This window comes from Providencia rettgeri (assembly GCF_041075285.1).
In the GTDB taxonomy this organism is placed as follows: domain Bacteria; phylum Pseudomonadota; class Gammaproteobacteria; order Enterobacterales; family Enterobacteriaceae; genus Providencia; species Providencia rettgeri_G.
Genome location: NZ_CP163512.1, coordinates 3,716,376 through 3,738,939, shown reverse-complemented (window position 1 = coordinate 3,738,939; position 22,564 = coordinate 3,716,376). Strand labels below are relative to the sequence as shown.

Below are 22,564 nucleotides of genomic sequence, written 5' to 3'. Positions count from 1 at the left end.
AAAGAGCCCCTATCTTGGGGCTCAATCTCCGTTAAATATTTCTAGCAACCGACAGCGGCCGATAAATTAATGTCATTGGTACCGTTATTTTTACATTAGTCTTATCACCTTGGAGCTTATTTTGCATTAGGTGAAAAGCATGTTGTGCCCACGCATCTTCATTCTGCCCCATAGACCAGACAGCATTCGGTAAAAAACCAAGCATGTCACTTTCATCAAAAGTACCTATCGGGATCTCCTGCGGAATAAATCCATAAACCTGTCGAAGCGCACTTAATGTCCCTTCTAAAATAGGCAGTGATGACGTAATGAACGCGGAAGGGGGTTGCTTGTTTTTCTTTAAGAATTCATGCATTAAATGCTGACCATCTTCCTTACGATTGTGGCGCGCAGTTAACACCCAGCTTTGCCGCTCGGGCATTTCATTTAAATAACCTTGTAAACGACTTTGGATTGACGGTTGCTGAGTATCACCCGCAATAAAAAATAATGGTTCGACATGGACTGCCTTTCTAATCGACTGAACTAACGTCTTACTGCCGCTGTAGTTATCACTTAACACCAAAGAGACATCCATTTCGCCGAAATCTCTATCTAAAAATATAATGGGTCGCTTACGGGCGAGTTTTCGATGATATTGCTGGGTTTCTAAAGAGGAAGGAACGATAAATAACCCGTCAACATTGCGCTCTAACAAACGACGAACAACTTCTTTTTCATGTTTAGGGTCACTATAAGAACAAGCGATAATTAGCTGATATCCCGCTTTTTGGCAACAGGTTTCAAGTTTTTCTGCTAAAGTGGAGAAAAATAAGTTAGATAAACGGGGAACCACAAGGGCAAGTGTGTCGGTTTTATTCAGTTTCAAACTACGAGCGGCATAGTTAACCACCAGCCCATGGGTTTCAACATAAGACTGGATACGTTCTTGGGTGGCTTTGCTTATTCGGTATTGCTCCGCCTTTTGACTTAAAACTAACCGGACCGTCGTAACAGAAAGGTTTAAATCGTTCGCAATTTGCTCAACAGTTTTTGCCATAAGTTCGCTATAATCATTTATAAATAAGCTTAAGTATAAACTAATTCGAGTTAGCAATATAGACTAGGCATACTACCGTCAAGCTAAGTGCACAAAAAAGCAAACGAATAAACCACGATAACTGCCCCTCTTTTTATAATACACTGACTCGGGCATCCTCCCCCTTGAAGATCGGGCTGTTACGGTGTACTCGATAAAAGCAATTGAGTATAAGGGTGCTGTGGTTGCGTAAAAATCTGATCAACATTGCCCATTTCCACAATTTTCCCTGACTTCAATATGACAATGCGATGGCTAATATGCTGTACCACCCCCAAATCATGAGAGATAAACACCATTGCCAACCCCAATTTTTGCTGTAATGAAAACAATAGATCCAACACTTGAGCTTGAGTCGTTACATCCAGAGCGGAGACAGGTTCATCACAAACAAGAATATCGGGTTCACAGGCCAATGCTTGAGCAATCGAGATACGTTGCCGCTGCCCACCAGAAAGGGAAGAGGGTCTGCGTTTCAATAACTGACTATCGAGAGAGACTAAAGATAATAACTCATTCATTCGCTGTTGCTTCTGGGGCGCAGAGAGTGTCGAGTGCAGATCAAGTGGCTGCAACAGTATTTGCTCGACCGTATGTTGTGGGTCGAAAGAACTTAATGGATCTTGCACAATCGTTTGAATACGCGGGCGAAGGGCTCTGCGCTGACGCTCTTTTAGCGTGCTCCACGGTTGGTTTAGTAACTTAATATAACCCTCATCGGGGGCTTGTAGTGCTAAGATCAGTTTGCCTAATGTTGTTTTACCTGATCCTGACTCTCCCACAATTCCCAGCGTTTCCCCTCTTTTAAGGGTTAAGGAAATATTATCAACCGCCTGCAATTTCTGCCCATCCGGTAATCGAAAAGCGCGAGAAACATGATCAACCGCTAACACCGTGTCAGATAGTGTACTCACTGATGATATGGCTTTGGGACCTGACCAATTTGCTAATGGGTCACGCCCTGTCAACCAAGTTCCTCGTGAGTGTCGGGTGGGCACAGAGGCCAATAGTTTTACCGTATAAGGATCTTTTGGTGATTTAAGCACCTGATAAATATCCCCACTTTCTCTCGGTCGCCCGTTTTGCATCACAATCACTCGATCAGCAATATCAGCGACGACTGATAAATCGTGAGTAATTAATAAAATACCAATTCCTAAACGGGCTAATGATTTGAATTCTTCTAATATCTGCTTTTGGATAGTGGCATCTAGCGCTGTCGTTGGTTCATCTGCAATTAATACACGAGGTTGCCCCGCTAGAGCAGATGCGATCAACGCCCTTTGGCGTAATCCTCCTGATAATTCATGAGGATACATTTGTGAACGATTAATCGGATCGGGTATCCCGACCAGCTTCAGTAAGGTATTCACTTTTTCTGGGATTTCACGGCGAGAAACCAATCGGTGAGTCAACAATGGCTCCGCTATCTCTTGGCCTATTTTGCGCAGAGGATCTAAAGATGTCAGGGCATCTTGTAAGACAAAACCAATTTCTCGCCCACGTATTTTGCGCCAATCAGATTGACTTTGGTGGCGTAAATCAATTTCCCGACTGCTCCCGTGTTGATCGGTATGGCACAGCGCTAAGCGCTTGGCAGAAATTTCTGCATTATCACCAGTCAGACCGACTAACGTGCGTGCGGTGACAGATTTCCCTGAACCCGACTCACCAACCAATGCAATAATTTCACCTGCGTGTAATGTAAAGGATACGCCAGCAACAGCCTGAAAAGACCCATGTTGAGATAAAAAGCGTACATGCAGATCTTCAACTTGCAAAACAGGTTGACCATGCTCTGTTATTTTAGGACTCATTAAAATTCACCTCGCGCAATCAATCGCTGTATGCGTCTGCCCATTAATGTAATGGTGATCACTGACAATGCAATTACGGAGGCTGGCATTAAGCTTATCCATGGTGCACTGTCTAAATAATTTCGACCATCCGCGAGCAAAGCTCCCCATTCCGCCGTCGGCGGTGTGACACCCAACCCCAAGAAACTCAAGGCCGAAGCGGCTAACACCGCATGACCCACACCAATAGTGGCTAATATGAGTAAAGGGCGCAGGGTATTAGGCACAATATGTCGAAAAATAATGCGCCCCGACGACGCCCCAAGAGCAATGGCATGCTCAACATAACCCGAGGATTTAACCAATAGCACCTGTGAGCGGACTAGCCGGGCATACCCCGCGATCGCCGCTATCCCTACCGCCAGCAAAGTATTCTCAGGTCCACGCCCTAATACTGCGATCACTAATAACGCCAGCAATAAATCAGGAAAGGCCAACATGATATCAAGCAAACGTACTAACGGTGTACGGATAAACCGCGGCGCTAACACTGCCGCATTGCCTAATAATATCCCACCTAAACATGCAATTAACGTAGCACCTAAGCCAATGCTAAGTGATAACGAGGTGCCATACACCACTCGCGTATATACATCCCTACCGAGTTGATCGGTACCAAACCAATGTTCTGTACTAGGCGGTTGCAAAATCGCCGTTAAATCAACCTCATCGGGTGCATAGTGAGTAAACCAAGCGGGAAAAAATACTGCGAACAACAATACCGCTAATACGATACTAGGTAAAAATAAACCGCGATATTTCACCACAAACTGGGGAATAACCTGTGGTCGTGAGATATTGAGCCCAAACAAATCACTGCTCATCAGATAGCCTCCTGTTTACGTAAGCGAGGGTCGATTAACACATAAAGGCCATCAATCAATAAATTAATCACAACAAATAAAAAAGCAGAAAACATCACCAGCCCAAGTACCAACGGCATATCCCGGTTTTCAATCGCTCCTAACATGATTTGACCAATACCCGCTCGACCAAAAACCGTCTCCGTCAATACAGAACCAGCCAGTACTGACGCTAACAATGTGCCCGTTAAGGTTGATATCGCCAATGCGGCATGTCGCAAAATATGGCGAGCCCGTAACATAAACTCACTGACACCTCGTGTCCTAACCGTCGTGGCAAAAGGCTGAGCTAACGCTTCTTCCATGCCATCACGTAGAACCTGACTTAACACTGCAATTAAAGGCAAACTCAGGGTGATCACAGGCAATACCAATGACATCACACCATCGTTTCCCGTAACCGGAAACCACTGCAACGAAAAACTAAAAATACTGAGCAGCAAAATACCGATCCAATACACCGGTGTACTGAGCAAAATAAGCTCTAAACCAACAATCAGATCTTTTGCTTGATGCCGACGCCCTGCGGTGAAAACGGCATTAATAATCGAAACCACTAACGCAAAACCCAACCCACCCAACGCTAAAGGCAGCGTCTCTTTTAACCCATTACCGATCACTGAAATAACAGGCTGGCGATATAGATAGCTTTGACCTAGATCCCCCGTCAATGCATGTGTGGTATAATTGATATATTGCTGCCACACTGGTTTATCCAACCCAAATTGATGAATAATCTCAGCTCTGACCGCTTCATCAACGACCCCTTCACCACCCGTTATGACGCTAACAGGATCGCCCGGTATAAACTTTACCACCATAAATGAGAGGGTTGCCGCCCCCCAAAGCACGGCAACGATCATCAATATACGATGACCAACTAACCGGAAATTACGGTTTAATCCAAGCATCATAGAAATTCGGCTTCGCATTAGTCGCCCAGTTAATACCCTGAACTTGTTTAGAAACTCCAAGCTGATACGCTGGAATGTAAAGTGGCACGACATAAGCCTGATCAATAATTTGACGTTGGATCTCATGATATAAGCGCTCACGCTCTTTATCATTGGTGCCGACCGCCTCTGACAATTGCTTATCAAGTGTATTCACGCGAGCATGGTTATTACCCTGTGGTGGCGTAAATGCGGAATGAAATACGGTGCGTAAAATGTCGGGCTCAGGGCGCACAAAGAAGTTTGATGCAATATCATAGTTGCTTGAAGCCGTTCGCTCATCAAATACGCCCGCATCTACAGGATCAAACTGGAGATTAAAACCTACTTTTTTAACTTGCTGCTGAACCGCTTGGAATAAAGTGACATCCGCCGCTTCTACGTTCGTCGGTACATAGGTAAAGCGAACAAGCAGTTGCTGACCATCCTTTGTGCGATAACCGTCTTTATCTCGCTGGCTCCAGCCCGCTTCATCTAACAAACGTCCCGCTTTTTCTGGGTCATAGCCCCATAAATTACGTACTGATGGGTCGTAATACAGCGTAGCGGGTCCTAACACATTATCGGCGGCGCGCAGCGAACCAAAGAAGGCTGCATTTACCGCGACTTCGGGGTCAACTGCACTTTGAAAAGCCTTACGTAATTTCACATCTGAAAAGACCCCTTTCCCAGTATTCAAATACAATACGCGGTTAACACCGGGATTCTCATGGGTGATCACATTCAATTTAGGGTTATTTTTCACTTGCTTAAAGTTCACTGGCGGAACAGCATCAATTGCTTGAATTTGACCACTATTTAGCGCCCCTAAACGAACAGATGCTTCTGGTAAATATTTAAATTCAATATGATCCAAATACGCAGGGCCTGTATGGGTCGCATAACCAGGTCCCCAATTATAATCGGCGCGCTTGGTTAATTTACTGCCGCTTCCCTTAACAAATGAATCTAACAGAAATGGACCGGACCCCACTAAAGTGAAGCTGGTATTTGGGGTGTTTTTCAAATAGGTTGGTGACTGAATGCCAAGATATGGCAAACTTAAACCTTGCAGTAACGGCGCAAATGATTCGTCATAGCGAATAACGACAGTGTATTCATCCGGCGTAGTTATCGATTTAACTGGACCTAATAATGATTTTGAATAATGGGAAATGGTTTTAGGATCTAAGATCCGCTCAAAGTTATATTTAACCGCTTCTGCATTTAGTGGTGTGCCATCACTGAACGTAACATCTTTACGTAAATGAAACACATATTCTTTATTGTTATCGTTAATTTCCCAACTTTCGGCTAACCAAGGGGTAAAACTATTATCCTCCGCTTGCCCAACTAATGAATCTAGCACATTACGGGATACCACTGCGGCAACCGAATACGCCGTCAATGAGGGGTCAATAATGGGGGTGTCACTGCCTAACCCCACGGTTAAGGTTCCACCACTCACAGGGCTTTCAGATACGGCAAAACTTGAAGACGTTGCGAATAAACCTAACGCAATGGTCACCACGGTTAAAACGCTGGTGTTTGACTTTTCAAAATAGGTATTTCGTTTACTCATTCTTTATCCCTTTTCATATGATCGCCACATAACGTGCGTTAGCTCTACTCTATGAAGTGGAAATTAAAGAGAGAAAGAATAAAAAAAACTGAGTTATTTAATTTAATTATAAGATGAATATTAAATATATTTATCCACTCTTAATTTATGGTTAAATTAATGCACTAACATAATGAAATAGAAACTTATAACCATTTATTACCGTGCTAGAAAAATGGTTATATATTAAATTCGCCATTGAATAAACTTGTATTTCTATCGCTAATCGCAATTCTCAAGAAAAAACCAAAATGCATCAATAAAGTCATTACCATTTGATAAATAAGCATTTTTAAAAAAACAAAACCACAATAAAAATCTTTATTTATATTCACTCATTTGATAATTACCTATTCAATATAACTTATATTTTTTAATTCTTATCGTTTTATAACCACAATGATATTTTATGAAAAAATCATCTTGTTAAATAAATTTAGTTATAAGGCAGAACAAAATGGCCTCACATCTTATCGACTTTATATTAATTGGTAATAACTTTGGCACCGAGGAAATGCGTCATGTTTGGTCTGAACATAATCGGCTAAAAAGCCAAGTCGCTGTCGAGGTCGCACTCGCTAAAGCAGAAGGTGAACTGGGGGTGATCCCTGCCCAAGCCGCGCAATATATCGAGCAGCATGCAGATGCAGATAAGCTAAACATTGAAGAAATTGCAAGCCAAGGGGCGCAAATGAAGCACTCTTTGATGCCTACGTTAAGCGCATTGCAAAAACAATGTGGCGATGCTGGCGAGTACATTCATTATGGCGTAACCACACAAGACATCGTGGATACCGCCACCATGTTACAACTCAATAGCGCATTTAACATTATTGAGCGTGATGCAAAAGCATTAGTTATCGCCCTTGCAAATAGTGCAAAGCGTTACCAATACACCCCGATGGTTGGCAGAACCCATGGAATGCAAGCACTTCCAACGACCTTTGGTTTTAAAGTCGCGGTTTGGTTAGATGAATTTTTGCGTCATAACCAGCGCCTAAATGAAATTAAATCACGTGTATTAACCGGAAATATTAGTGGCGCAATCTGTACTTATGCTGCATTTGGCGAAAAAGGCCCTGCTGTCGAAAAACGCACATTAGATATTTTAGGGTTAAGCACTCCCACTATTGGTTGGCAATCTGCGCGAGATAGGTTCAGTGAGTTTGCCTCTATTTGTGCATTAATCAGTGGCACCCTCGGCAAAATCGGAAACGAATTATACAACCTGATGCGCACCGAAATTAATGAAATCGAAGAGCCATTTTCTGCTGGGAAAATTGGTTCGACAACTATGCCTCATAAACGTAATCCTGCGGCGTTGGAGGGATTAGCCAGTTTGACGCATCCATTATTAAAGAGCGTCTCTCTCATTTATGAATCCATGCATGTTGAACATGAAAGAGATGCCATGAGTTGGCGTGCAGAGTGGATAGCATTGCCTGAAATTTGTATCTACCTTTCTGCGCAATTGAAAAACGCTATCGCGGTTATCGACGGGATCACTGTCAACGAAAAACAAATGCGCCGAAACCTTGATCTGCAAGGTGGCTTATTACTGTCTGAAAAAGTGATGTTCGAATTAGGCTCTAAAATTGGCAAACAAACCGCGCACCACATTGTGTATGAGTGCGCAATGCAATCTTATGAGGAACAGCGTTCATTTAAAGCCGTTTTGCAAAATAATGCTCAGTTAGCAGGCTTGATTTCTGAGCAAGAACTGGATGCATGGTTAGATCCAATTAACTATTTGGGCTCAGCGCCTCAAAAGGTTGACCAAGTGATTCACCAAGCGAAAGCACTCGGTTTATTAGCAGAATAAGAACGAGGTCACCATGTATCAATACCGTCAATTATTTGCTGCCGATGCAACTGCGTTTTACCAATTGCTTCATCATGCTTATGCCGAAATCAAGCAGTTAGGTATTCGCTTCGATGCAGCAACGGCTGACGTAGCCGCCATGACTCAACATCTCAATAACCATGCCGTATATGGGATGTTTGAAGACGGTATTTTAATTGCCTCTGTCACTTTACGTTACCCATGGAGCAAGCAACCCGGTCCGTTTGGTTTACCTCATATTGGCTGGTTTGCTACAGCCCCTACACACCGAGGCCAACAATTGGGTAAAAAAATATTGGCCTGGTTTGAAGATAGCATTTTATCACAACAATTACGTGCTCCCGCTTATTCGCTAGGCACTGCCGAAAGCCATCCTTGGTTGGTGAGTTACTACCAATCTTTGAACTTTCAAATCATTGAGAAAAGAGACTTAGGCAAAGGTCATACGACTATTTTTATGCAAAAAATCATTGATCAACAACGTTATACACAATGGTTAGCTATTTCTAATCAACCGGAGAAAACACGATGAAAAAATATATTACGCTGATTGCAGGTCTCGTCGCGGCAACGACTTTGCTGACTGCTTGTGATAACAAAACTGAAAAAACGCCTGAAAAACAATCCAGTCAAGAGTTGCGCATTGGTGCTACGGGGCTCAGCTTCCCAAGTGCCTATAAAAAAGACGGCAAACTCACAGGCTTTGATGTTGAACTGGCAGAAACCATCGCCAAAGACCTCAATTATAACATTGTCTGGGTCACATCTGATTTCAGTGGCTTAATGGGGCAACTTGAAGCGAAAAAACTTGATACTGTGGCAAACGTCGTATCAATTACACCAGCTCGCCAAGAAAAATACGATTTCACTGCACCTTATAGCTATTACGGCAGTCAACTCGTCACCAATACCTCAAATAACGATATCAATACGGTTGATGATTTAAAGGGGAAAACCATCGCTGGCGTTTTAGGTTCTAACCACTTGGTAAACCTGAAAAAAGCCTTTGGGGAAAATGGTGTCACTATCCGAACTTACGAAAGCCGTGATGCCGCGATGAATGATGCGATTAATAACCGTGTTCAAGCTTACGTGAACTCACGCCCTATCTTATTAGCGGAAATCAAAGAGAACAACCTACCCTTAAAACTGGTCGGTGATCCTTTAGTGATTGAAGCTGTAGGCTTCCCTTTCCAAAAAGATGAAAAAGGCAAAGCACTCAAAGCGGCATTTGATAAAGAGTTAGATGTGTTACGCCAAGATGGTCGTTTAAAAGCGCTATCAGAAAAATATTTTGGTGAAGACATCACGACTAAAAAAGCCAACTAATTAGTCTAGGCTCTTACCAGCCTTAGGGGCTGGTAAAGCATGGTAAGGCATAAAGAATGAATTTAGATTTCGACTATATTGTGCGGATCTTTCCGCAAATTTTAAGCTACCTACCCGTCACGCTATTTCTTGCTATTGTTTCAATGGCTTGTGCGATGGCATTAGGATTGACGCTTGCACTACTGCGCACAACAGGTATCAAAGCGATTGTTAAAATCGTCGATTTATATGTCTCCCTATTTCGGGGAATTCCAACGCTGGTACAGCTGTTTATTATCTATTTCGGTTTACCTCAAGCCTTTCCTATTTTTAGTGGAATGGATGCGTTTACGGCAGCAATCATTGGCTTTAGCCTCAAAAATTCTGCCTATATGGCCGAAATTTATCGTGCTGGATTAACATCCGTCGACTTTGGGCAGATGGAGGCAGGTTTGTCGATTGGTATGCAAAAGCGCCAAATTTACCGCCGCATTATTTTGCCACAAGCAATGCTAAACACACTCCCTGCGACTGGTAATACCTTTATTTCATTGATTAAAGATACCTCTGTAGCCTTTGCGCTTGGTGTCACCGAACTGTTTGCTGAAGGCAAAATGATCGCAGCTGAATCATTACGTTACTTCGAAACATTTATTGTTGTTGGGCTCATTTACTGGCTTACCGTACTTATTTACAGCCGTATTCAAATGGCGCTAGAAAAACGCTTAAGCCAATCATTGCAACGCTAAGGAATGATGATGATCCGAGTATCACAACTAAACAAAAGCTTCGGCGCAAATACCGTGCTAAATAACATTTCCCTCGATATCCAAGAAGGGGAGGTGGTGGCAATTATTGGTCCATCAGGCTCAGGGAAATCCACATTATTACGCTGCTTAAATCTATTGGAGCAACCTGAATCCGGCTCCATACAAATTGGCGATGTTATATTAGACGCCCATAAACACACCATCAGCGAAGCCTATGCCTTACGCCGCCAAACGGCAATGGTGTTTCAAAACTACAACCTGTTTAAAAATAAAACGGCACTGGAAAATGTGACGGAAGGGTTAATCACCGTCAAAAAAATGGCAAAAAGCGAAGCTGATGAAATCGGTTTAGCGCTATTAAATAAAGTTGGTCTTGCAGAACATAGTCACAAGTATCCAGCCACTTTATCCGGTGGCCAACAACAACGAGTGAGTATCGCCCGCGCACTTGCCGTCAAACCATTAGCCATTTTATTTGACGAACCAACCTCTGCTCTCGACCCTGAAAGAGTGTTCGAAGTTCTTCAGGTCATTAAATCCCTCGCTCAACAAAAAACAACCATGGTGATTGTGACCCATGAAATGGAGTTTGCAAAAGAAGTCGCTGATCGCGTGATTTTTATGGCGGATGGGAAAATTGTAGAGCAAGGGCCCGCAGAGCACGTTATTCGCTTCTCTGAAAACCCGCAAACGCGCCGTTTTTTACGTCAATTGACCAATATAGAACCCATCGACGAATTCAATATATAACCAAAAATATCCATAGGCACCTGCGCCTCAATTGGGAGAGACTTAATGAACATTAGCCGCCATGAACAAGTACTTGCAGATAAAATTCAAGCATTTCGCCATGAAATGCACCGATTCCCTGAACTATCAAATCAAGAATATCAAACAACGCAACGTATTCGCGATGCATTAACAGAAGCGGGGATCTCTATCCTTCCACTCCCACTGGCAACGGGATTAGTGGCCGAAATTAAAGGCCAACAAGACGGTCCTTTAATTGTGTTACGTTCCGATATTGATGCACTACCGATTGAAGAAGAATCCGGTGTGAGTTTTGTCTCTGAGAACAAAGGAGTCATGCATGCTTGTGGCCATGACTTTCATGCATCCGCAGCGCTTGGCGCTGCCATTTTACTGCAACAAAATATCGCCAATTTAAAAGGCACCGTACGCGTTCTCTTCCAAGCCGCAGAAGAAACAGGTCAAGGCGCACCAGCGCTACTTGCCACTGGCGCATTAGACGGTGCCCTTGCGATATTTGGTATTCATAATGATCCTACATTGCCAGTCGGCGTTATCGGAAGTAAAGAAGGGGCGCTGACTGCTGGAGTTGACCGTTTCGAGATTAAAGTTGCCGCAAAAGGCGCCCATGCAGCTAAACCACATGATGGCAATGATCCACTTATTATCATTGCTCAGATAATTAATACCACACAGTCAATTATCAGTAGGAATGTTTCTTCTGATCAAAACGCAGTGGTATCCATTACACAAGTTCATAGTGGCAGTACATGGAATGTGATCCCTGATACAGCTTATTTAGAAGGTACTGTACGCACATTCAAACAAGCCACCCGAGAGCAAATTGAGCAACGCTTACGTCAAATTTTAGACGGTATTGCCGCCACCTTTAATGCTAAAATCGAACTATTATGGCATCCAGGTCCACCTTCGGTGGTCAATACTAAAGAATGGGTAGATTTAGCATTGATCCAAGCTGAAAAATCTGGTTTTGAAGCAAGAAGAGTCGAAGCAAGCCCGATTGGTGAAGATTTTGCTTTTTATCAACAAAAAATACCCGGTGCGTTTATGATGATCGGCTCTGGTGGCCCGTATGCCCTGCACCATCCGAAATTCCGTGTTGATGATAAAGCCTTGTACCCCACCGCTCGTTATCTTGCCGAATTAGCGCAAACGGTACTAAACGAATACAGCGGAAAGGCGCAATGATTAGCGAGTTAACCACCGTATTGGCGGAGAAAGTCCTTGAGGCATCTCCGTCTCTTTGTGCCCAGCAAGCTGCGCAAAATGGCATCAAAGATTACCTTGCCGTCACACTCTCGGTGACAGAAGGTCATATCAATGATGCAGGCTGGCAACAATTAAGCACCCTATACCCTGAGCGCGACCCACGTAGTATCGCTCTATTACTCGGTTATGCTGGTCACGCCCTTGACTTTGATGATTTTCACGCAAATTTTCGTGGTCATCCTTCAACGGTCATTTTACCGGCACTCTTTGCCTTAGCCCCTGCTAAAAACGAAATCAATAACGACCGATTTTTAAATGCTTATTGTGTTGGTATCGAAGTCGCTGGCAGATTAGGGTTAGCAATCACTAACCAACATTACCAGTTGGGTTTTCACTCAACAGGAAGCTTAGGTGCTATCGCAGCCACCGCAGCATTGTGTTATTTATTCAAAGCTGATCTAGAAACAACGGCTTGTGCGCTCGGCCTAGCAGCAACACAATCAACAGCGCTGCGAGCGCAATTTGGTTCAGCGGTAAAACCCCTTCATGCGGGCTTAGCAGCACAATCTGCCGTCATGTCATTTCAGCTCGCATCTCGTGGTTTCTCATCACGTTCCAATGGCGTGATTGACGCATTTTTAGATGCCATGAGTCACCGACAAGCCATACCAGAACTGCTGACCAAAGATTGGGGAAAACCATGGCGTATTGTGTCTCCGGGACTTGAGTTCAAACCTTATCCAACCTGTGCAGGCACTCACTCCGCTGCCGCGGTAACCCAAGTTTTACGTGAACGTTGGCTAAGTAGCGGAAAGCCATTGGCGGCCCTTCTTGATAACCTTCAACGTATCGATATTGCGTTTCCATTAGGGGGAGATATTGCTGCCAATATTAGAGTGCCAGAAAACGGTATCGAAGCGCGTTTTTGCCTTGAATACATTATCGCAGCCATGCTAATTAAAGGTGATTTGCATTTGTGCGATTTCACACAACCCGAGTTAGACCCGCAAATTATGGCATTGGCGCAACGCGTTAATCGCAATCCTGATAGAAGCGTTCCACCGGACGTTCTTGCCCCCGAAAAGCGTTTTCATCAAGTCACCTTGTTTCTCGCCGGCTCAGCCCAACTAAGCCACCGCTTAGACCGCCAGCAGTTTCTCAAAATACCCGTTGATTTAAAGCAAAAATGGCTAAATTGCCTGCCAAATGCCACTTACCAAGAGATCGAAGCGTGGCTGGAACTGTGCCTGTTCAATCGCCCACAAAGTGCGTTATTGATTAGAAACAAGCTCATTGCAACGTTAAATTAGTCCCTATATCAGGAATGCCGTTTGGCATTCCTCAGACTGCTGGCAAACCGATTAGGTTTGCCACTACACCCAGAGCCATAACAAAACCACCGTAAACCCTATCTGTTACAATCAAAAATGAGAATTTAAAGGTACAAGATACAGCTACCTATAATGATCCCAGTTGAACTGAGTTGACGATGAATTGCTTTTATATGTTGAATTTCAAGGAGTTAATTGACTTCAGCGGAGGCGTATTGAACTTGAGTGGCGATCACAGGAATCGCATATAGATACAAATAATATGATTTAAAAGGAAATTATTAATATGGATAAATAACTACCCCCCAAATACACCCCCAAGGCAAAATCATATCTAAATTAATAATTATACACAAACAATATTTTTAACTAACTCATATCTAGTAATCATAAGCCATCATAATACACAGTAGATTATACGTTTCAAAAAATCATATAATCTACCTGCATACTCACTACTTTCCTCTTAACAGTATTAACTATATATTTCTCGTATCAACGGCAATAACCCTAATGCTGTTAGCTGAATCTCTATCTCATTGGCTTTTTTGATATCCGCTTTATCTGAACCATCAAACACATGGTCGGTACTGATAATCAAAGTACCTTTATTTTTGTCATTATCAATATCAATAAGTTCAGCCGCCATAGGTAATTGTTGTTGGGTTATTTTTTTATTGAGATAAAGCATCCAGCCAACGGGGAGTCTGTCAGGGAAAACATTTTTTTTATTATACCTATATCCATTAGTATCAATCCGCATACAAACGATTTTATAGGCACTAAAATAATAATTTATGGCCTCTATTACAGAATTTTTTTTGATGTAGTTAATATCATCAATAGCAAATTCAAGATTATAGATTAATCCAGAACTGGTATACTTTATATTCAATGCCTTGTTTTCATTAGCCCATATTGATTCCATACAATCAAAGTAAGGAATATCCTTTAATAAATTGGTTGGTGTGTTTTGATTAAAGGCTTTCTTTTTTAATGCATCTTCAAGGGTATCGCCTGTTAAATACCATGAGTCCTCTTTTTCATTAGTAATTGATTCACATGTTAAAATCATATGACTAAAAATATCAATTAAAGATGGAGTTGATATTTCTTCATTTAGCTCGATGTCTAACTTAATTAATAAGTCCATGGCTACCTCAAAACTATGGTGTGTAATGTGTCCGTACCTGTGATAGTGGTTCTAATAGCACTTCACAAAATTCAAACATTTTTTTATGTGAAAAATGCCAATCAATAAATGATCTGCTTTTAAACTGGCTGGAACATAACCAATTTTGATCAGTTGCTTGCTTAAGTATTTTTTTATCTTCTCCCATAAATTTATTTGGTTTACCTTTACTATTAAAGAAAAAATCATAATTATCTTTCGTTTCAATAAAGTTACATTCACTGGGTACCCAACCATCAAAAATAACATTATTTTTTGTTCTTGTTGGTACAGGAATGGTGCATTCCCATTCATCAATGTATTTAAGTTGTCCTGCTAGGGTATCAACGGTTCTTATTTGTGTGTTACATATTCTAGCCTGATACTCATAAGCATTTGGTGAGCGTGTATTCGTTATATTACTTTCATGAGGAATAATGTACGGAATAGCAGGACAATCCTTACACCCTTTACTCGCTTCAATTGCAGCAACACCAATCGATGAGCCAGCAACAGCTCCTGTAGCCGAACCTTGTCCACTATTTCGACGACCATTTACATCTTCGTCATCAATTCCACCAATGGCTATACTTTCATACTCACGAATTTTATCACCGTAACTTGTGTTATCTCCCCATTCATCATCTCCACTACCTGACGAAGAAGGAAAGCCGATTTTTGAGGCCTCTTGTGTCACAGCGGCTAGACCGCCCAGAGTCATTAACCCTGCACCTGCAACTATTAATGGAATCGGCATGCTAAGTTCTCCATTCAATCAATTTCATGGCTATCCGTAAAAAATCTTGATACTGCTGCTCTGGCACACGATTTTTTTCCTCAAGCATATTTCTAATTTCGGGTTTTAAATGAAAGCCGGGGCAACATGCTTCGTAAAATAAAAATGACCGAATTAACGGTTCTTGAGTGAAACCGAGGGAGAGAACATATTGAAATGCGGATTCTAAACGTTTATTCAATGTTTCGAGGTTCTGTAGTTTATCCAAATGATGTTGATAAAAATCAGTACTCACTTGAGTCACATAATGACTCTGTTCAATATTTTGAATTTTCTTTAATTGTTCTTCGCTAAACTGCATTTAAGCCGCCTCCTTGTAATGCATAAAATCGTCCTTCAAAACGGTAATACCATGCAATGAGTGGCGTGGTTATTTCATTGAATTGTTCGGATGTCAGAACTTGAGGCATATAATGGGTTACGCGAGGGTCATAAAACCGAAATAAAGTGGTTTTACCATCAGGCAAACTGACATTAAGTCGTTCAGAGAAGTGAGTCGCCAATTTCTCAATTGATGAGTCACTGACTAGCCATGATAGTGCCGGCGATTCAGTTTCTAATTGAATTAAATCGGTCAGGAAATCACTTCGTTTGGTCACGTCAATTAGCCATGGACCCGCCCATGCGATTTCCGAATCTGGAAGTTGTTTAAAGAGTGGACTTGCGGTTCCATAACGACTCTGAAGTTCTTGATCAAAGTAACGTTCATATTGCAGACCACAGATTAAACAATAATGCTTTGCATCAGGATAGCGTTCAAAATAGTTAAAAATAGGATGCAGATTATGCATTTATGATTATCCTTCTCGAACAACTAGCATTTGCCCAGACTCAGCTGCTTTCATTAAGCAACTAATACAAATTTTATTTGTTAAAACTGGAAAGATAGCTGAAGCTGTTTCTGGAGAGGCTGACCCACTTTCATCGCTATAGCAATCATGAATTGAATTAATAAATCGTGCATGACAAGGGCAGGAACTAAAGCTTTCAAGTGTTCCAGCGTGTTTCCTATCTTCAAGCCATACACTATTTACACCCCCGAGAATTCGGTATGCTCCTGAATGTTTACCGCAACTGACCATATCGCCTTCACGAGCACCAGCAACACCATACCATTGTATGGTATTGTCTCCCGTTAGTATTTGACCTCCACAAGTGGTTCTATCACCAACCCGTAAAAAATATCCTATTGCCATAATCTATCCTCATCCATAACTGAGGATAGATTATTTTACACTTAAGCCAAACTTACAATACTTAAATCAAACTTACGCTTATTTATGCGACTAACTGCATTATATTAAAGAAAAATGCTCATGCATCTTTTCTGTCATTACCCACAGCGCCTTATTCAATTTAATATTACCATCAATACTATTCACCGAACGAGTTCGAGCTCGCTTACCTTTCGCATTCTTTCCCGATAATCCTCCCTTGATTAAATTCTCCTGTAAACGCTGATATACCGTCCAGAGATCATCTTTCTTATCCTCCCAACGGCGAGGCTGTAATACTTGCCCCTCGGTAATCGGTTGATGCTCCTCACCAAAGCGATAAGTTAAAGCCGCTTGTGCCAAAGCTTGTTGTGCTGGTGGCTGTAAAAATAGTGATTGCATCTGTTCACGCTTTTCAGCTAAAGCTTCAAAGGTTTCTAGCACCTCTAGGTCCCTTCAATGGCCTTCCCGACAACATCGCCTTTATGTGAGACATGCACTTCACCAAAGGTATCTCCGCAGACTAAACCGTTCGAGCATACTGCTCTAAATAACCCCGGCAGCATCTAATAGCTGCTTGTGCCATCGTGGCTATTCAAAAGAATAATTTCAGGCACTTGGATCCCTGAGATTTGGTCATGACGACGTAGCCGTAGCTCTCGGCGGCTTGCATTTCGCACACGGGTCTGACAAGCAAGCCGTTACGACCCACTATCAGAAGATATAACCCTTTCGAATCAGAAAGTTTGTAGAGCTTATCTAGCGGCTTCGCCGTTTTAATTTTTATATTACCCAGAGCCATAACAAAACCACCGTAAACCCTATCTGTTACAATCAAAAATGAGAATTTAAAGGTACAAGATACAGCTACCTATAATGATCCCAGTTGAACTGAGTTGACGATGAATTGCTTTTATATGTTTAATTTCAAGGGTTTAATTGACTTCAGCGGAGGTGTATTGAACTTGAGTGGCGGAAGATCACAGGAGTCGAACCTGCCCGGGACTGCTGGCAGCCCCAACTGGATTTGAAGTCCAGCCGCCTCACCGGAGACGACGATCTTCCTCTATAGATTGGAGAGTAATTATAGACTGAATTCATTATTTTCTAAAGCATTGAAACTACAACTATCACCTTTATTGATAAAAGCTAATAAAAATCCCATTTATTGATAAGTGCTGACAAGAAAAAACGTTATCTTGATATTGAGGTTTGCATATCCGCCCCCATATACTTTCTTATATTCATAATGGTGTGCTGGTTTTATTACCCTATAACATAAACCGTTTTAGGGATAAGTTCGCCGTTTAACTTTTATTGTCAACACTGTAAGCCTTGGCCTACGAGCACAAGCCTGCAATCACAGGATGTTTTTTATGACAAATTCATTATTAGCCGATTCTGCATTACCCCGCTTTTCGAGTATTGAACCTGCACACGTTTTTCCTGCTGTCGAGCACGTGCTCACCGAGTATCGCCAAACGGTTGAAAATCTCCTAAATGCGACCAACCACTATACATGGGATAACTTATGCCAGCCGTTAGAAGAAGCCAGCGATAAGCTGTCTCGCGTCTGGTCACCAGTAAGTCATCTGCACTCCGTGAAGAATAGCCCTGAACTGCGTGAGGCCTACGAACAATGTTTACCGCTGTTGTCTGAATTTAGTACCTGGATGGGTCAGCACGAACCTTTATACCAAGCGTATAAATCCTTAAAAGAAAGTGCGGAATTTAATTCACTTAGCCAAGCACAACGCAAATCTATCGAAAATACCTTACGTGATTTCGAATTATCCGGCATTGGTTTGCCAGTTGAAAAACAGCAACGTTATGGTGAAATTGTTGCACGTTTGTCGGAGATAGCCTCTAAATTTAGCAATAATGTACTTGATGCGACAATGGGCTGGACGAAGCTGATTAAAGATGAAAAAGAATTAGCAGGGATGCCTGAAAGTGCTATCGCAGCAGCTAAAGCCATGGCGGAAGCCAAAGGTGAAACAGGTTACCTCTTAACCCTTGATATGCCAAGCTACCTTCCCGTCATGACCTACGCAGATAACGCTGAGTTGCGCCGTGAAATGAGCCATGCATACAGCACTCGAGCCTCAGACCAAGGCCCAAATGCGGGTAAGTGGGATAACAGCGAGCTTATCGATGAGTTAATGGCTCTACGCCATGAGCTAGCCCAGTTATTGGGGTTCAAAAACTACGCAGAGAAATCTCTGGCAACAAAAATGGCGGAATCGCCTGAACAAGTTTTAAGTTTTCTCAATAATTTAGCTGATCGCGCCCACCAGCAAGGTAAAGATGAGCTCGCTGAACTTACGGCTTTCGCCAAAGAACACTATGGCGTTGAAACACTAGAGTCATGGGATTTGGCCTATTACAGCGAAAAACAAAAACAGCATAAATTCTCATTAAGCGATGAGCAATTACGCCCTTACTTCCCTGAGCAGCGCGTTCTAAACGGTTTGTTTGAAGTTGTTCATCGTATTTATGGTTTAACCGCCAAAGAACGCAATGACGTGGAAACATGGCATAAAGATGTGCGTTTCTTCGAACTGTATGACGATAGCAATACATTGCGCGGTAGCTTCTACCTTGACCTCTATGCACGTGAACACAAACGCGGCGGAGCGTGGATGGATGATTGTGTGGGTCGCATGGTGCACAAAGATGGTTCGTTGCAAAATCCGGTGGCTTACCTGACATGTAACTTTAATCAACCATTAGGCGATAAACCCGCACTCTTTACTCATGACGAAGTGATCACCCTGTTCCATGAGTTTGGCCACGGCTTACACCATATGTTGACGCAAATTGATGTCGCGGATGTCGCTGGCATCAATGGTGTGCCATGGGATGCAGTGGAATTACCCAGTCAGTTTATGGAAAATTGGTGTTGGGAACCTGAAGCACTAGAATTTATTTCTGGTCACTATGAAACGGGTGAACCATTACCAGCAGAAATGCTACAAAGCATGTTAGCCGCGAAAAACTACCAATCCGCGATGTTTGTTCTACGTCAATTGGAATTTGGTCTGTTTGATTTCACCTTACACGCAGAGTATGACCCTGCAAAAGGTGCGCAAGTTATGCCAACGTTATATGCAATTAAAGAGAAAGTCGCTGTGGTGCCATCGCCAAAATGGGCGCGCTTCCCACATGCCTTTAGCCATATTTTTGCAGGCGGCTACGCAGCGGGTTACTACAGCTATCTATGGGCTGATGTCTTGGCGGCAGACGCCTACTCACGCTTTAGCGAAGAAGGCATTTTTAACCGCCAAACTGGTCAATCGTTCCTTGACAATATTTTAAGCCGTGGCGGTTCTGAAGAGCCAATGGCGTTGTTTGAACGTTTCCGTGGTCGCAAACCCGAACTCGATGCGATGTTGAAGAGCTACGGTATTCATGGCTAATCACATTAAGATCCAGTTGATCTGTGAGGAGGGTGCTGATCAAAGCACCCTTTCCCAACTTTCTGAAAAATGGCAACTTTCTCATACGCCAGACGCCACAATGGCGCTGGTACTTACCCGTGAAAATCTGCAATTACGTAAACTTGACGAGCCTAAGCTTGGCGGTATTTTTGTTGATTTTGTTTCTGGGGCGATGGCACACCGCCGCAAATTTGGTGGTGGGCGTGGTGAAGCCGTTGCCAAAGCTGTTGGGATCAAAAAAGCGTATTTACCTGATGTAATTGATGCCACCGCAGGGTTAGGTCGCGATGCGTTTGTGCTTGCTGCTCTTGGTTGCCGTGTTCGCATGTTAGAACGCCACCCTGTGGTCGCTGCATTGCTTGACGATGGTCTACAGCGTGGTTATCAAGATGCAGAAATCGGCTCATGGCTGCAACAACGCATGTCCCTAATCCATGCATCGAGTATTACTGCATTGAGTGAAATAACCCCTGCGCCAGATGTTATCTATCTTGACCCGATGTACCCACATCGGCAAAAAAGTGCGTTAGTTAAGAAAGAGATGCGGGTGTTTCAGTCATTGGTGGGAGCGGATGATGATGCAGATGCGTTATTAGCGCCCGCGATTGCCTTAGCCAAACGCCGTGTCGTGGTAAAACGCCCTGACTACGCAGAGCCCCTCGCGGGACAAAAAGCGCCGTCAGCGGTAACAACAAAAAGCCATCGATTCGATATCTACCCGTGTGTTAAAAACAACGATGGAACGTAACGGCGAAGGGCGTATGTACAGGTGAATTATCAGTATGTTACAGCCGCCCTTTCGCGTACGTTTTTTTGTCAGAGAATTACAACACACCCTGCCCAAGCATTGCATCAGCGACTTTTACAAAGCCTGCGATGTTTGCACCTTGAACATAGTTGGTTTGTTTTCCTTCACCGCCGAACTCAACACAGTGGTGGTGAATATCCAACATGATGTGGTGTAAGCGCGCATCAACTTTTTCTGCTTTCCAGCTAAGACGAGCTGCGTTCTGCGCCATTTCCAGACCTGATGTCGCCACACCGCCTGCGTTAGCAGCTTTACCTGGAGCAAATAACACGCCAGCTTCAAGGAACAGTTCTGTTGCAGGGATTGTCGTCGGCATGTTTGCGCCCTCAGCGACCGCTTTAACGCCATTTTTAATTAACACTTTCGCTGCATCAATATCCAGCTCATTTTGTGTTGCACATGGCAGTGCGATATCAACCGGAACATTCCAAGGTTGCTGACCAGCTAAGTAAGTTAACCCAAACTCTTTCGCGTATTCTTCAATACGACCATAGTTGTTTTTGATTTCTTCTAAGCGCGCTAATTTTTCCGCCGTAAAGCCAGCTTCATCAACCACAGTACCGCTAGAATCAGATGCAGTAACGACTTTCGCCCCCAGTTCCATGCATTTTTCAATGGTGTACTGTGCCACGTTACCCGAACCTGAAACAGCAACACGCATACCATCAAAGCTTAAGCCATGGCGCTGCAACATCGCATTAGTGAAATACACTAAGCCGTAACCGGTTGCCTCAGGGCGAATTAAGCTACCGCCGAAAGACAAGCCTTTCCCGGTAAATACGCAAGAAGTGTCATTAGACAGCTTTTTCATCATACCTGTCATAAAGCCAACTTCACGCGCCCCAACACCAATATCACCCGCAGGTACGTCAGTGTTTGAACCAATGTGGCGATACAGCTCTGTCATCAATGCTTGGCAGAAACGCATCACTTCACCTGTGCTTTTCCCTTTAGGATCGAAATCTGAACCGCCTTTTCCTCCCCCCATCGGTAAGGTAGTCAATGCGTTTTTCAGTGTTTGTTCGAAGCCTAGGAATTTCAGAATGGATAAGTTAACAGATGGATGGAAACGCATACCGCCTTTAAATGGACCGATGGCTGAGCTAAATTGCACACGCCATGCGCGGTTGACTTGGACTTTGCCTTGGTCGTCCATCCAACACACTCGGAATTGGATCACTCTTTCCGGCTCGACGAAGCGCTCAAGAAGTGCTTGGTCGCGGTACTTTGTATTTTGCTCAAGAAATGGCCAAAGGGAAGTGAATACTTCACGCACCGCTTGTAGAAACTCAGGTTGTGAAGGGTCTCTTTTTTGGACAGACTCCAAGAATGAAGATAGTGATTGTGTCATCTATGTCTTCCTTTTTAACGTGTAGTTGTTGTGATGTGCCTCACTCTTTCTTGTCATTATTTTTAGGAAATGTGAGGTTGATTTGTGTTTTGCCTATTGAATATATCATTAGTTTGTATTCTAAATTCAAGGTTTTTTTTCACTATATTGCAAAAAAAAATGCTTGACCTGCCAATATCTATCCTGAATGACATATTTTGTC

20 protein-coding genes, 1 tRNA gene and 2 pseudogenes are annotated in these 22,564 nt (G+C 43.0%); 9 read left to right on the top strand and 14 right to left on the bottom strand.

Annotated elements, in window-relative coordinates; all coding sequences use genetic code 11:
• Positions 1–31: 31 nt before the first annotated feature.
• From AB6N04_RS17195 to AB6N04_RS17175, 5 genes are all read right to left on the bottom strand, one after another.
• Positions 32–1,039, bottom strand: a complete 1,008-nt coding sequence (locus tag AB6N04_RS17195) for a substrate-binding domain-containing protein (protein WP_369309435.1) — start codon at positions 1,037–1,039, stop codon at positions 32–34.
• 179 nt (positions 1,040–1,218) lie between these two features.
• On the bottom strand, positions 1,219–2,895 hold the full coding sequence (locus tag AB6N04_RS17190; RefSeq protein ID WP_369309434.1) for a dipeptide ABC transporter ATP-binding protein: 1,677 nt from the start codon (positions 2,893–2,895) through the stop codon (positions 1,219–1,221).
• Positions 2,895–3,758 carry an ABC transporter permease gene (locus tag AB6N04_RS17185; RefSeq protein WP_369309433.1) on the bottom strand — a complete coding sequence of 288 codons (864 nt, stop codon included), beginning with the start codon at positions 3,756–3,758 and terminating at the stop codon, positions 2,895–2,897. Before AB6N04_RS17185 ends, AB6N04_RS17190 begins: the two co-directional genes overlap by 1 nt.
• Positions 3,758–4,711 carry an ABC transporter permease gene (locus AB6N04_RS17180; RefSeq protein WP_369312161.1) on the bottom strand — a complete coding sequence of 318 codons (954 nt, stop codon included), beginning with the start codon at positions 4,709–4,711 and terminating at the stop codon, positions 3,758–3,760. Before AB6N04_RS17180 ends, AB6N04_RS17185 begins: the two co-directional genes overlap by 1 nt.
• Positions 4,689–6,311, bottom strand: coding sequence for an ABC transporter substrate-binding protein (locus AB6N04_RS17175; RefSeq protein ID WP_369309432.1), 1,623 nt, complete (start codon positions 6,309–6,311; stop codon positions 4,689–4,691). The genes AB6N04_RS17180 and AB6N04_RS17175 overlap by 23 nt, the downstream gene beginning before the upstream one ends.
• A gap of 496 nt (positions 6,312–6,807) precedes the next feature.
• Here AB6N04_RS17175 and purB point away from each other — a divergent pair, with 496 nt between their 5' ends.
• The 7 genes from purB to AB6N04_RS17140 are packed head-to-tail and all read left to right on the top strand — an operon-like array spanning position 6,808 to position 13,561.
• Positions 6,808–8,172 (top strand): adenylosuccinate lyase, encoded by a 1,365-nt coding sequence (gene purB, locus AB6N04_RS17170; protein WP_369309431.1) that lies wholly within the window; start codon positions 6,808–6,810, stop codon positions 8,170–8,172.
• 13 nt (positions 8,173–8,185) lie between these two features.
• On the top strand, positions 8,186–8,725 hold the full coding sequence (locus tag AB6N04_RS17165; RefSeq protein WP_369309430.1) for a GNAT family N-acetyltransferase: 540 nt from the start codon (positions 8,186–8,188) through the stop codon (positions 8,723–8,725).
• Entirely contained in the window at positions 8,722–9,522 is an 801-nt protein-coding gene (locus tag AB6N04_RS17160; RefSeq protein WP_369309429.1) for an amino acid ABC transporter substrate-binding protein, read from the top strand. Before AB6N04_RS17165 ends, AB6N04_RS17160 begins: the two co-directional genes overlap by 4 nt.
• A 56-nt stretch (positions 9,523–9,578) precedes the next feature.
• The gene (locus AB6N04_RS17155) at positions 9,579–10,250 is read left to right on the top strand and encodes an amino acid ABC transporter permease (protein ID WP_369309428.1); all 672 of its coding nucleotides are present in this window, start codon (positions 9,579–9,581) and stop codon (positions 10,248–10,250) included.
• A 9-nt stretch (positions 10,251–10,259) separates the two neighbouring features.
• Positions 10,260–11,021: an amino acid ABC transporter ATP-binding protein gene (locus AB6N04_RS17150; RefSeq protein ID WP_369309427.1), complete on the top strand. Its 762-nt coding sequence runs from the start codon at positions 10,260–10,262 to the stop codon at positions 11,019–11,021.
• A gap of 45 nt (positions 11,022–11,066) precedes the next feature.
• The gene (locus AB6N04_RS17145) at positions 11,067–12,230 is read left to right on the top strand and encodes an amidohydrolase (RefSeq protein WP_369309426.1); all 1,164 of its coding nucleotides are present in this window, start codon (positions 11,067–11,069) and stop codon (positions 12,228–12,230) included.
• Positions 12,227–13,561: an MmgE/PrpD family protein gene (locus AB6N04_RS17140; RefSeq protein WP_369309425.1), complete on the top strand. Its 1,335-nt coding sequence runs from the start codon at positions 12,227–12,229 to the stop codon at positions 13,559–13,561. The genes AB6N04_RS17145 and AB6N04_RS17140 overlap by 4 nt, the downstream gene beginning before the upstream one ends.
• Positions 13,562–14,057: 496 nt before the next feature.
• On the opposite strand, the gene AB6N04_RS17135 is transcribed toward AB6N04_RS17140, so the two are convergent.
• The 8 genes and pseudogenes from AB6N04_RS17135 to AB6N04_RS17100 form a co-directional block, all read right to left on the bottom strand.
• Entirely contained in the window at positions 14,058–14,735 is a 678-nt protein-coding gene (locus AB6N04_RS17135; protein ID WP_369309424.1) for a hypothetical protein, read from the bottom strand.
• Positions 14,736–14,748: 13 nt separating this feature from the next.
• The gene (locus AB6N04_RS17130) at positions 14,749–15,510 is read right to left on the bottom strand and encodes a Tox-REase-5 domain-containing protein (RefSeq protein WP_369309423.1); all 762 of its coding nucleotides are present in this window, start codon (positions 15,508–15,510) and stop codon (positions 14,749–14,751) included.
• 1 nt (position 15,511) lies between these two features.
• Complete coding sequence (locus AB6N04_RS17125; protein ID WP_369309422.1) at positions 15,512–15,850, bottom strand: hypothetical protein; 339 nt, start codon at positions 15,848–15,850, stop codon at positions 15,512–15,514.
• A complete protein-coding gene (locus AB6N04_RS17120) occupies positions 15,840–16,340 on the bottom strand; it encodes a DUF4123 domain-containing protein (RefSeq protein WP_369309421.1) in 501 nt (166 codons plus the stop codon). Before AB6N04_RS17120 ends, AB6N04_RS17125 begins: the two co-directional genes overlap by 11 nt.
• 6 nt (positions 16,341–16,346) lie before the next feature.
• Positions 16,347–16,745, bottom strand: a complete 399-nt coding sequence (locus AB6N04_RS17115; RefSeq protein ID WP_369309420.1) for a PAAR domain-containing protein — start codon at positions 16,743–16,745, stop codon at positions 16,347–16,349.
• A 99-nt stretch (positions 16,746–16,844) separates the two neighbouring features.
• A pseudogene (locus AB6N04_RS17110) lies at positions 16,845–17,458 on the bottom strand (DUF932 domain-containing protein); the annotation flags it as partial.
• A gap of 17 nt (positions 17,459–17,475) precedes the next feature.
• Positions 17,476–17,565: pseudogene (locus AB6N04_RS17105) on the bottom strand (DUF4102 domain-containing protein); the annotation flags it as partial.
• A gap of 168 nt (positions 17,566–17,733) precedes the next feature.
• Positions 17,734–17,828 (bottom strand) — tRNA-Sec (locus tag AB6N04_RS17100).
• Between the two features lie 311 nt (positions 17,829–18,139).
• On the opposite strand from AB6N04_RS17100, the gene prlC reads away from it, so the two are divergent.
• Positions 18,140–20,182 carry an oligopeptidase A gene (gene prlC / locus AB6N04_RS17095; RefSeq protein ID WP_369309419.1) on the top strand — a complete coding sequence of 681 codons (2,043 nt, stop codon included), beginning with the start codon at positions 18,140–18,142 and terminating at the stop codon, positions 20,180–20,182.
• Positions 20,175–20,951, top strand: a complete 777-nt coding sequence (gene rsmJ, locus AB6N04_RS17090; protein WP_369309418.1) for a 16S rRNA (guanine(1516)-N(2))-methyltransferase RsmJ — start codon at positions 20,175–20,177, stop codon at positions 20,949–20,951. Before prlC ends, rsmJ begins: the two co-directional genes overlap by 8 nt.
• Before the next feature lie 76 nt (positions 20,952–21,027).
• Here the strand turns inward: rsmJ and gdhA are convergent, their stop codons facing one another.
• Positions 21,028–22,362 carry an NADP-specific glutamate dehydrogenase gene (gene gdhA / locus AB6N04_RS17085; RefSeq protein ID WP_369309417.1) on the bottom strand — a complete coding sequence of 445 codons (1,335 nt, stop codon included), beginning with the start codon at positions 22,360–22,362 and terminating at the stop codon, positions 21,028–21,030.
• Between the last annotated feature and the right edge of the window lie 202 nt (positions 22,363–22,564).

Coding starts and splice junctions, on each gene's coding strand:
- AB6N04_RS17120 (WP_369309421.1), bottom strand. CDS start 16,340: ATGCATAATCTGCATCCTATTTTTAACTATTTTGAACGCTATCCTGAT.
- AB6N04_RS17175 (WP_369309432.1), bottom strand. CDS start 6,311: ATGAGTAAACGAAATACCTATTTTGAAAAGTCAAACACCAGCGTTTTA.
- prlC (WP_369309419.1), top strand. CDS start 18,140: ATGACAAATTCATTATTAGCCGATTCTGCATTACCCCGCTTTTCGAGT.
- AB6N04_RS17195 (WP_369309435.1), bottom strand. CDS start 1,039: ATGGCAAAAACTGTTGAGCAAATTGCGAACGATTTAAACCTTTCTGTT.
- AB6N04_RS17185 (WP_369309433.1), bottom strand. CDS start 3,758: ATGAGCAGTGATTTGTTTGGGCTCAATATCTCACGACCACAGGTTATT.
- AB6N04_RS17140 (WP_369309425.1), top strand. CDS start 12,227: ATGATTAGCGAGTTAACCACCGTATTGGCGGAGAAAGTCCTTGAGGCA.
- AB6N04_RS17160 (WP_369309429.1), top strand. CDS start 8,722: ATGAAAAAATATATTACGCTGATTGCAGGTCTCGTCGCGGCAACGACT.
- AB6N04_RS17165 (WP_369309430.1), top strand. CDS start 8,186: ATGTATCAATACCGTCAATTATTTGCTGCCGATGCAACTGCGTTTTAC.
- AB6N04_RS17150 (WP_369309427.1), top strand. CDS start 10,260: ATGATCCGAGTATCACAACTAAACAAAAGCTTCGGCGCAAATACCGTG.
- rsmJ (WP_369309418.1), top strand. CDS start 20,175: ATGGCTAATCACATTAAGATCCAGTTGATCTGTGAGGAGGGTGCTGAT.
- AB6N04_RS17155 (WP_369309428.1), top strand. CDS start 9,579: ATGAATTTAGATTTCGACTATATTGTGCGGATCTTTCCGCAAATTTTA.
- AB6N04_RS17125 (WP_369309422.1), bottom strand. CDS start 15,850: ATGCAGTTTAGCGAAGAACAATTAAAGAAAATTCAAAATATTGAACAG.
- gdhA (WP_369309417.1), bottom strand. CDS start 22,362: ATGACACAATCACTATCTTCATTCTTGGAGTCTGTCCAAAAAAGAGAC.
- AB6N04_RS17190 (WP_369309434.1), bottom strand. CDS start 2,895: ATGAGTCCTAAAATAACAGAGCATGGTCAACCTGTTTTGCAAGTTGAA.
- AB6N04_RS17145 (WP_369309426.1), top strand. CDS start 11,067: ATGAACATTAGCCGCCATGAACAAGTACTTGCAGATAAAATTCAAGCA.
- AB6N04_RS17180 (WP_369312161.1), bottom strand. CDS start 4,711: ATGATGCTTGGATTAAACCGTAATTTCCGGTTAGTTGGTCATCGTATA.
- AB6N04_RS17130 (WP_369309423.1), bottom strand. CDS start 15,510: ATGCCGATTCCATTAATAGTTGCAGGTGCAGGGTTAATGACTCTGGGC.
- purB (WP_369309431.1), top strand. CDS start 6,808: ATGGCCTCACATCTTATCGACTTTATATTAATTGGTAATAACTTTGGC.
- AB6N04_RS17115 (WP_369309420.1), bottom strand. CDS start 16,745: ATGGCAATAGGATATTTTTTACGGGTTGGTGATAGAACCACTTGTGGA.
- AB6N04_RS17135 (WP_369309424.1), bottom strand. CDS start 14,735: ATGGACTTATTAATTAAGTTAGACATCGAGCTAAATGAAGAAATATCA.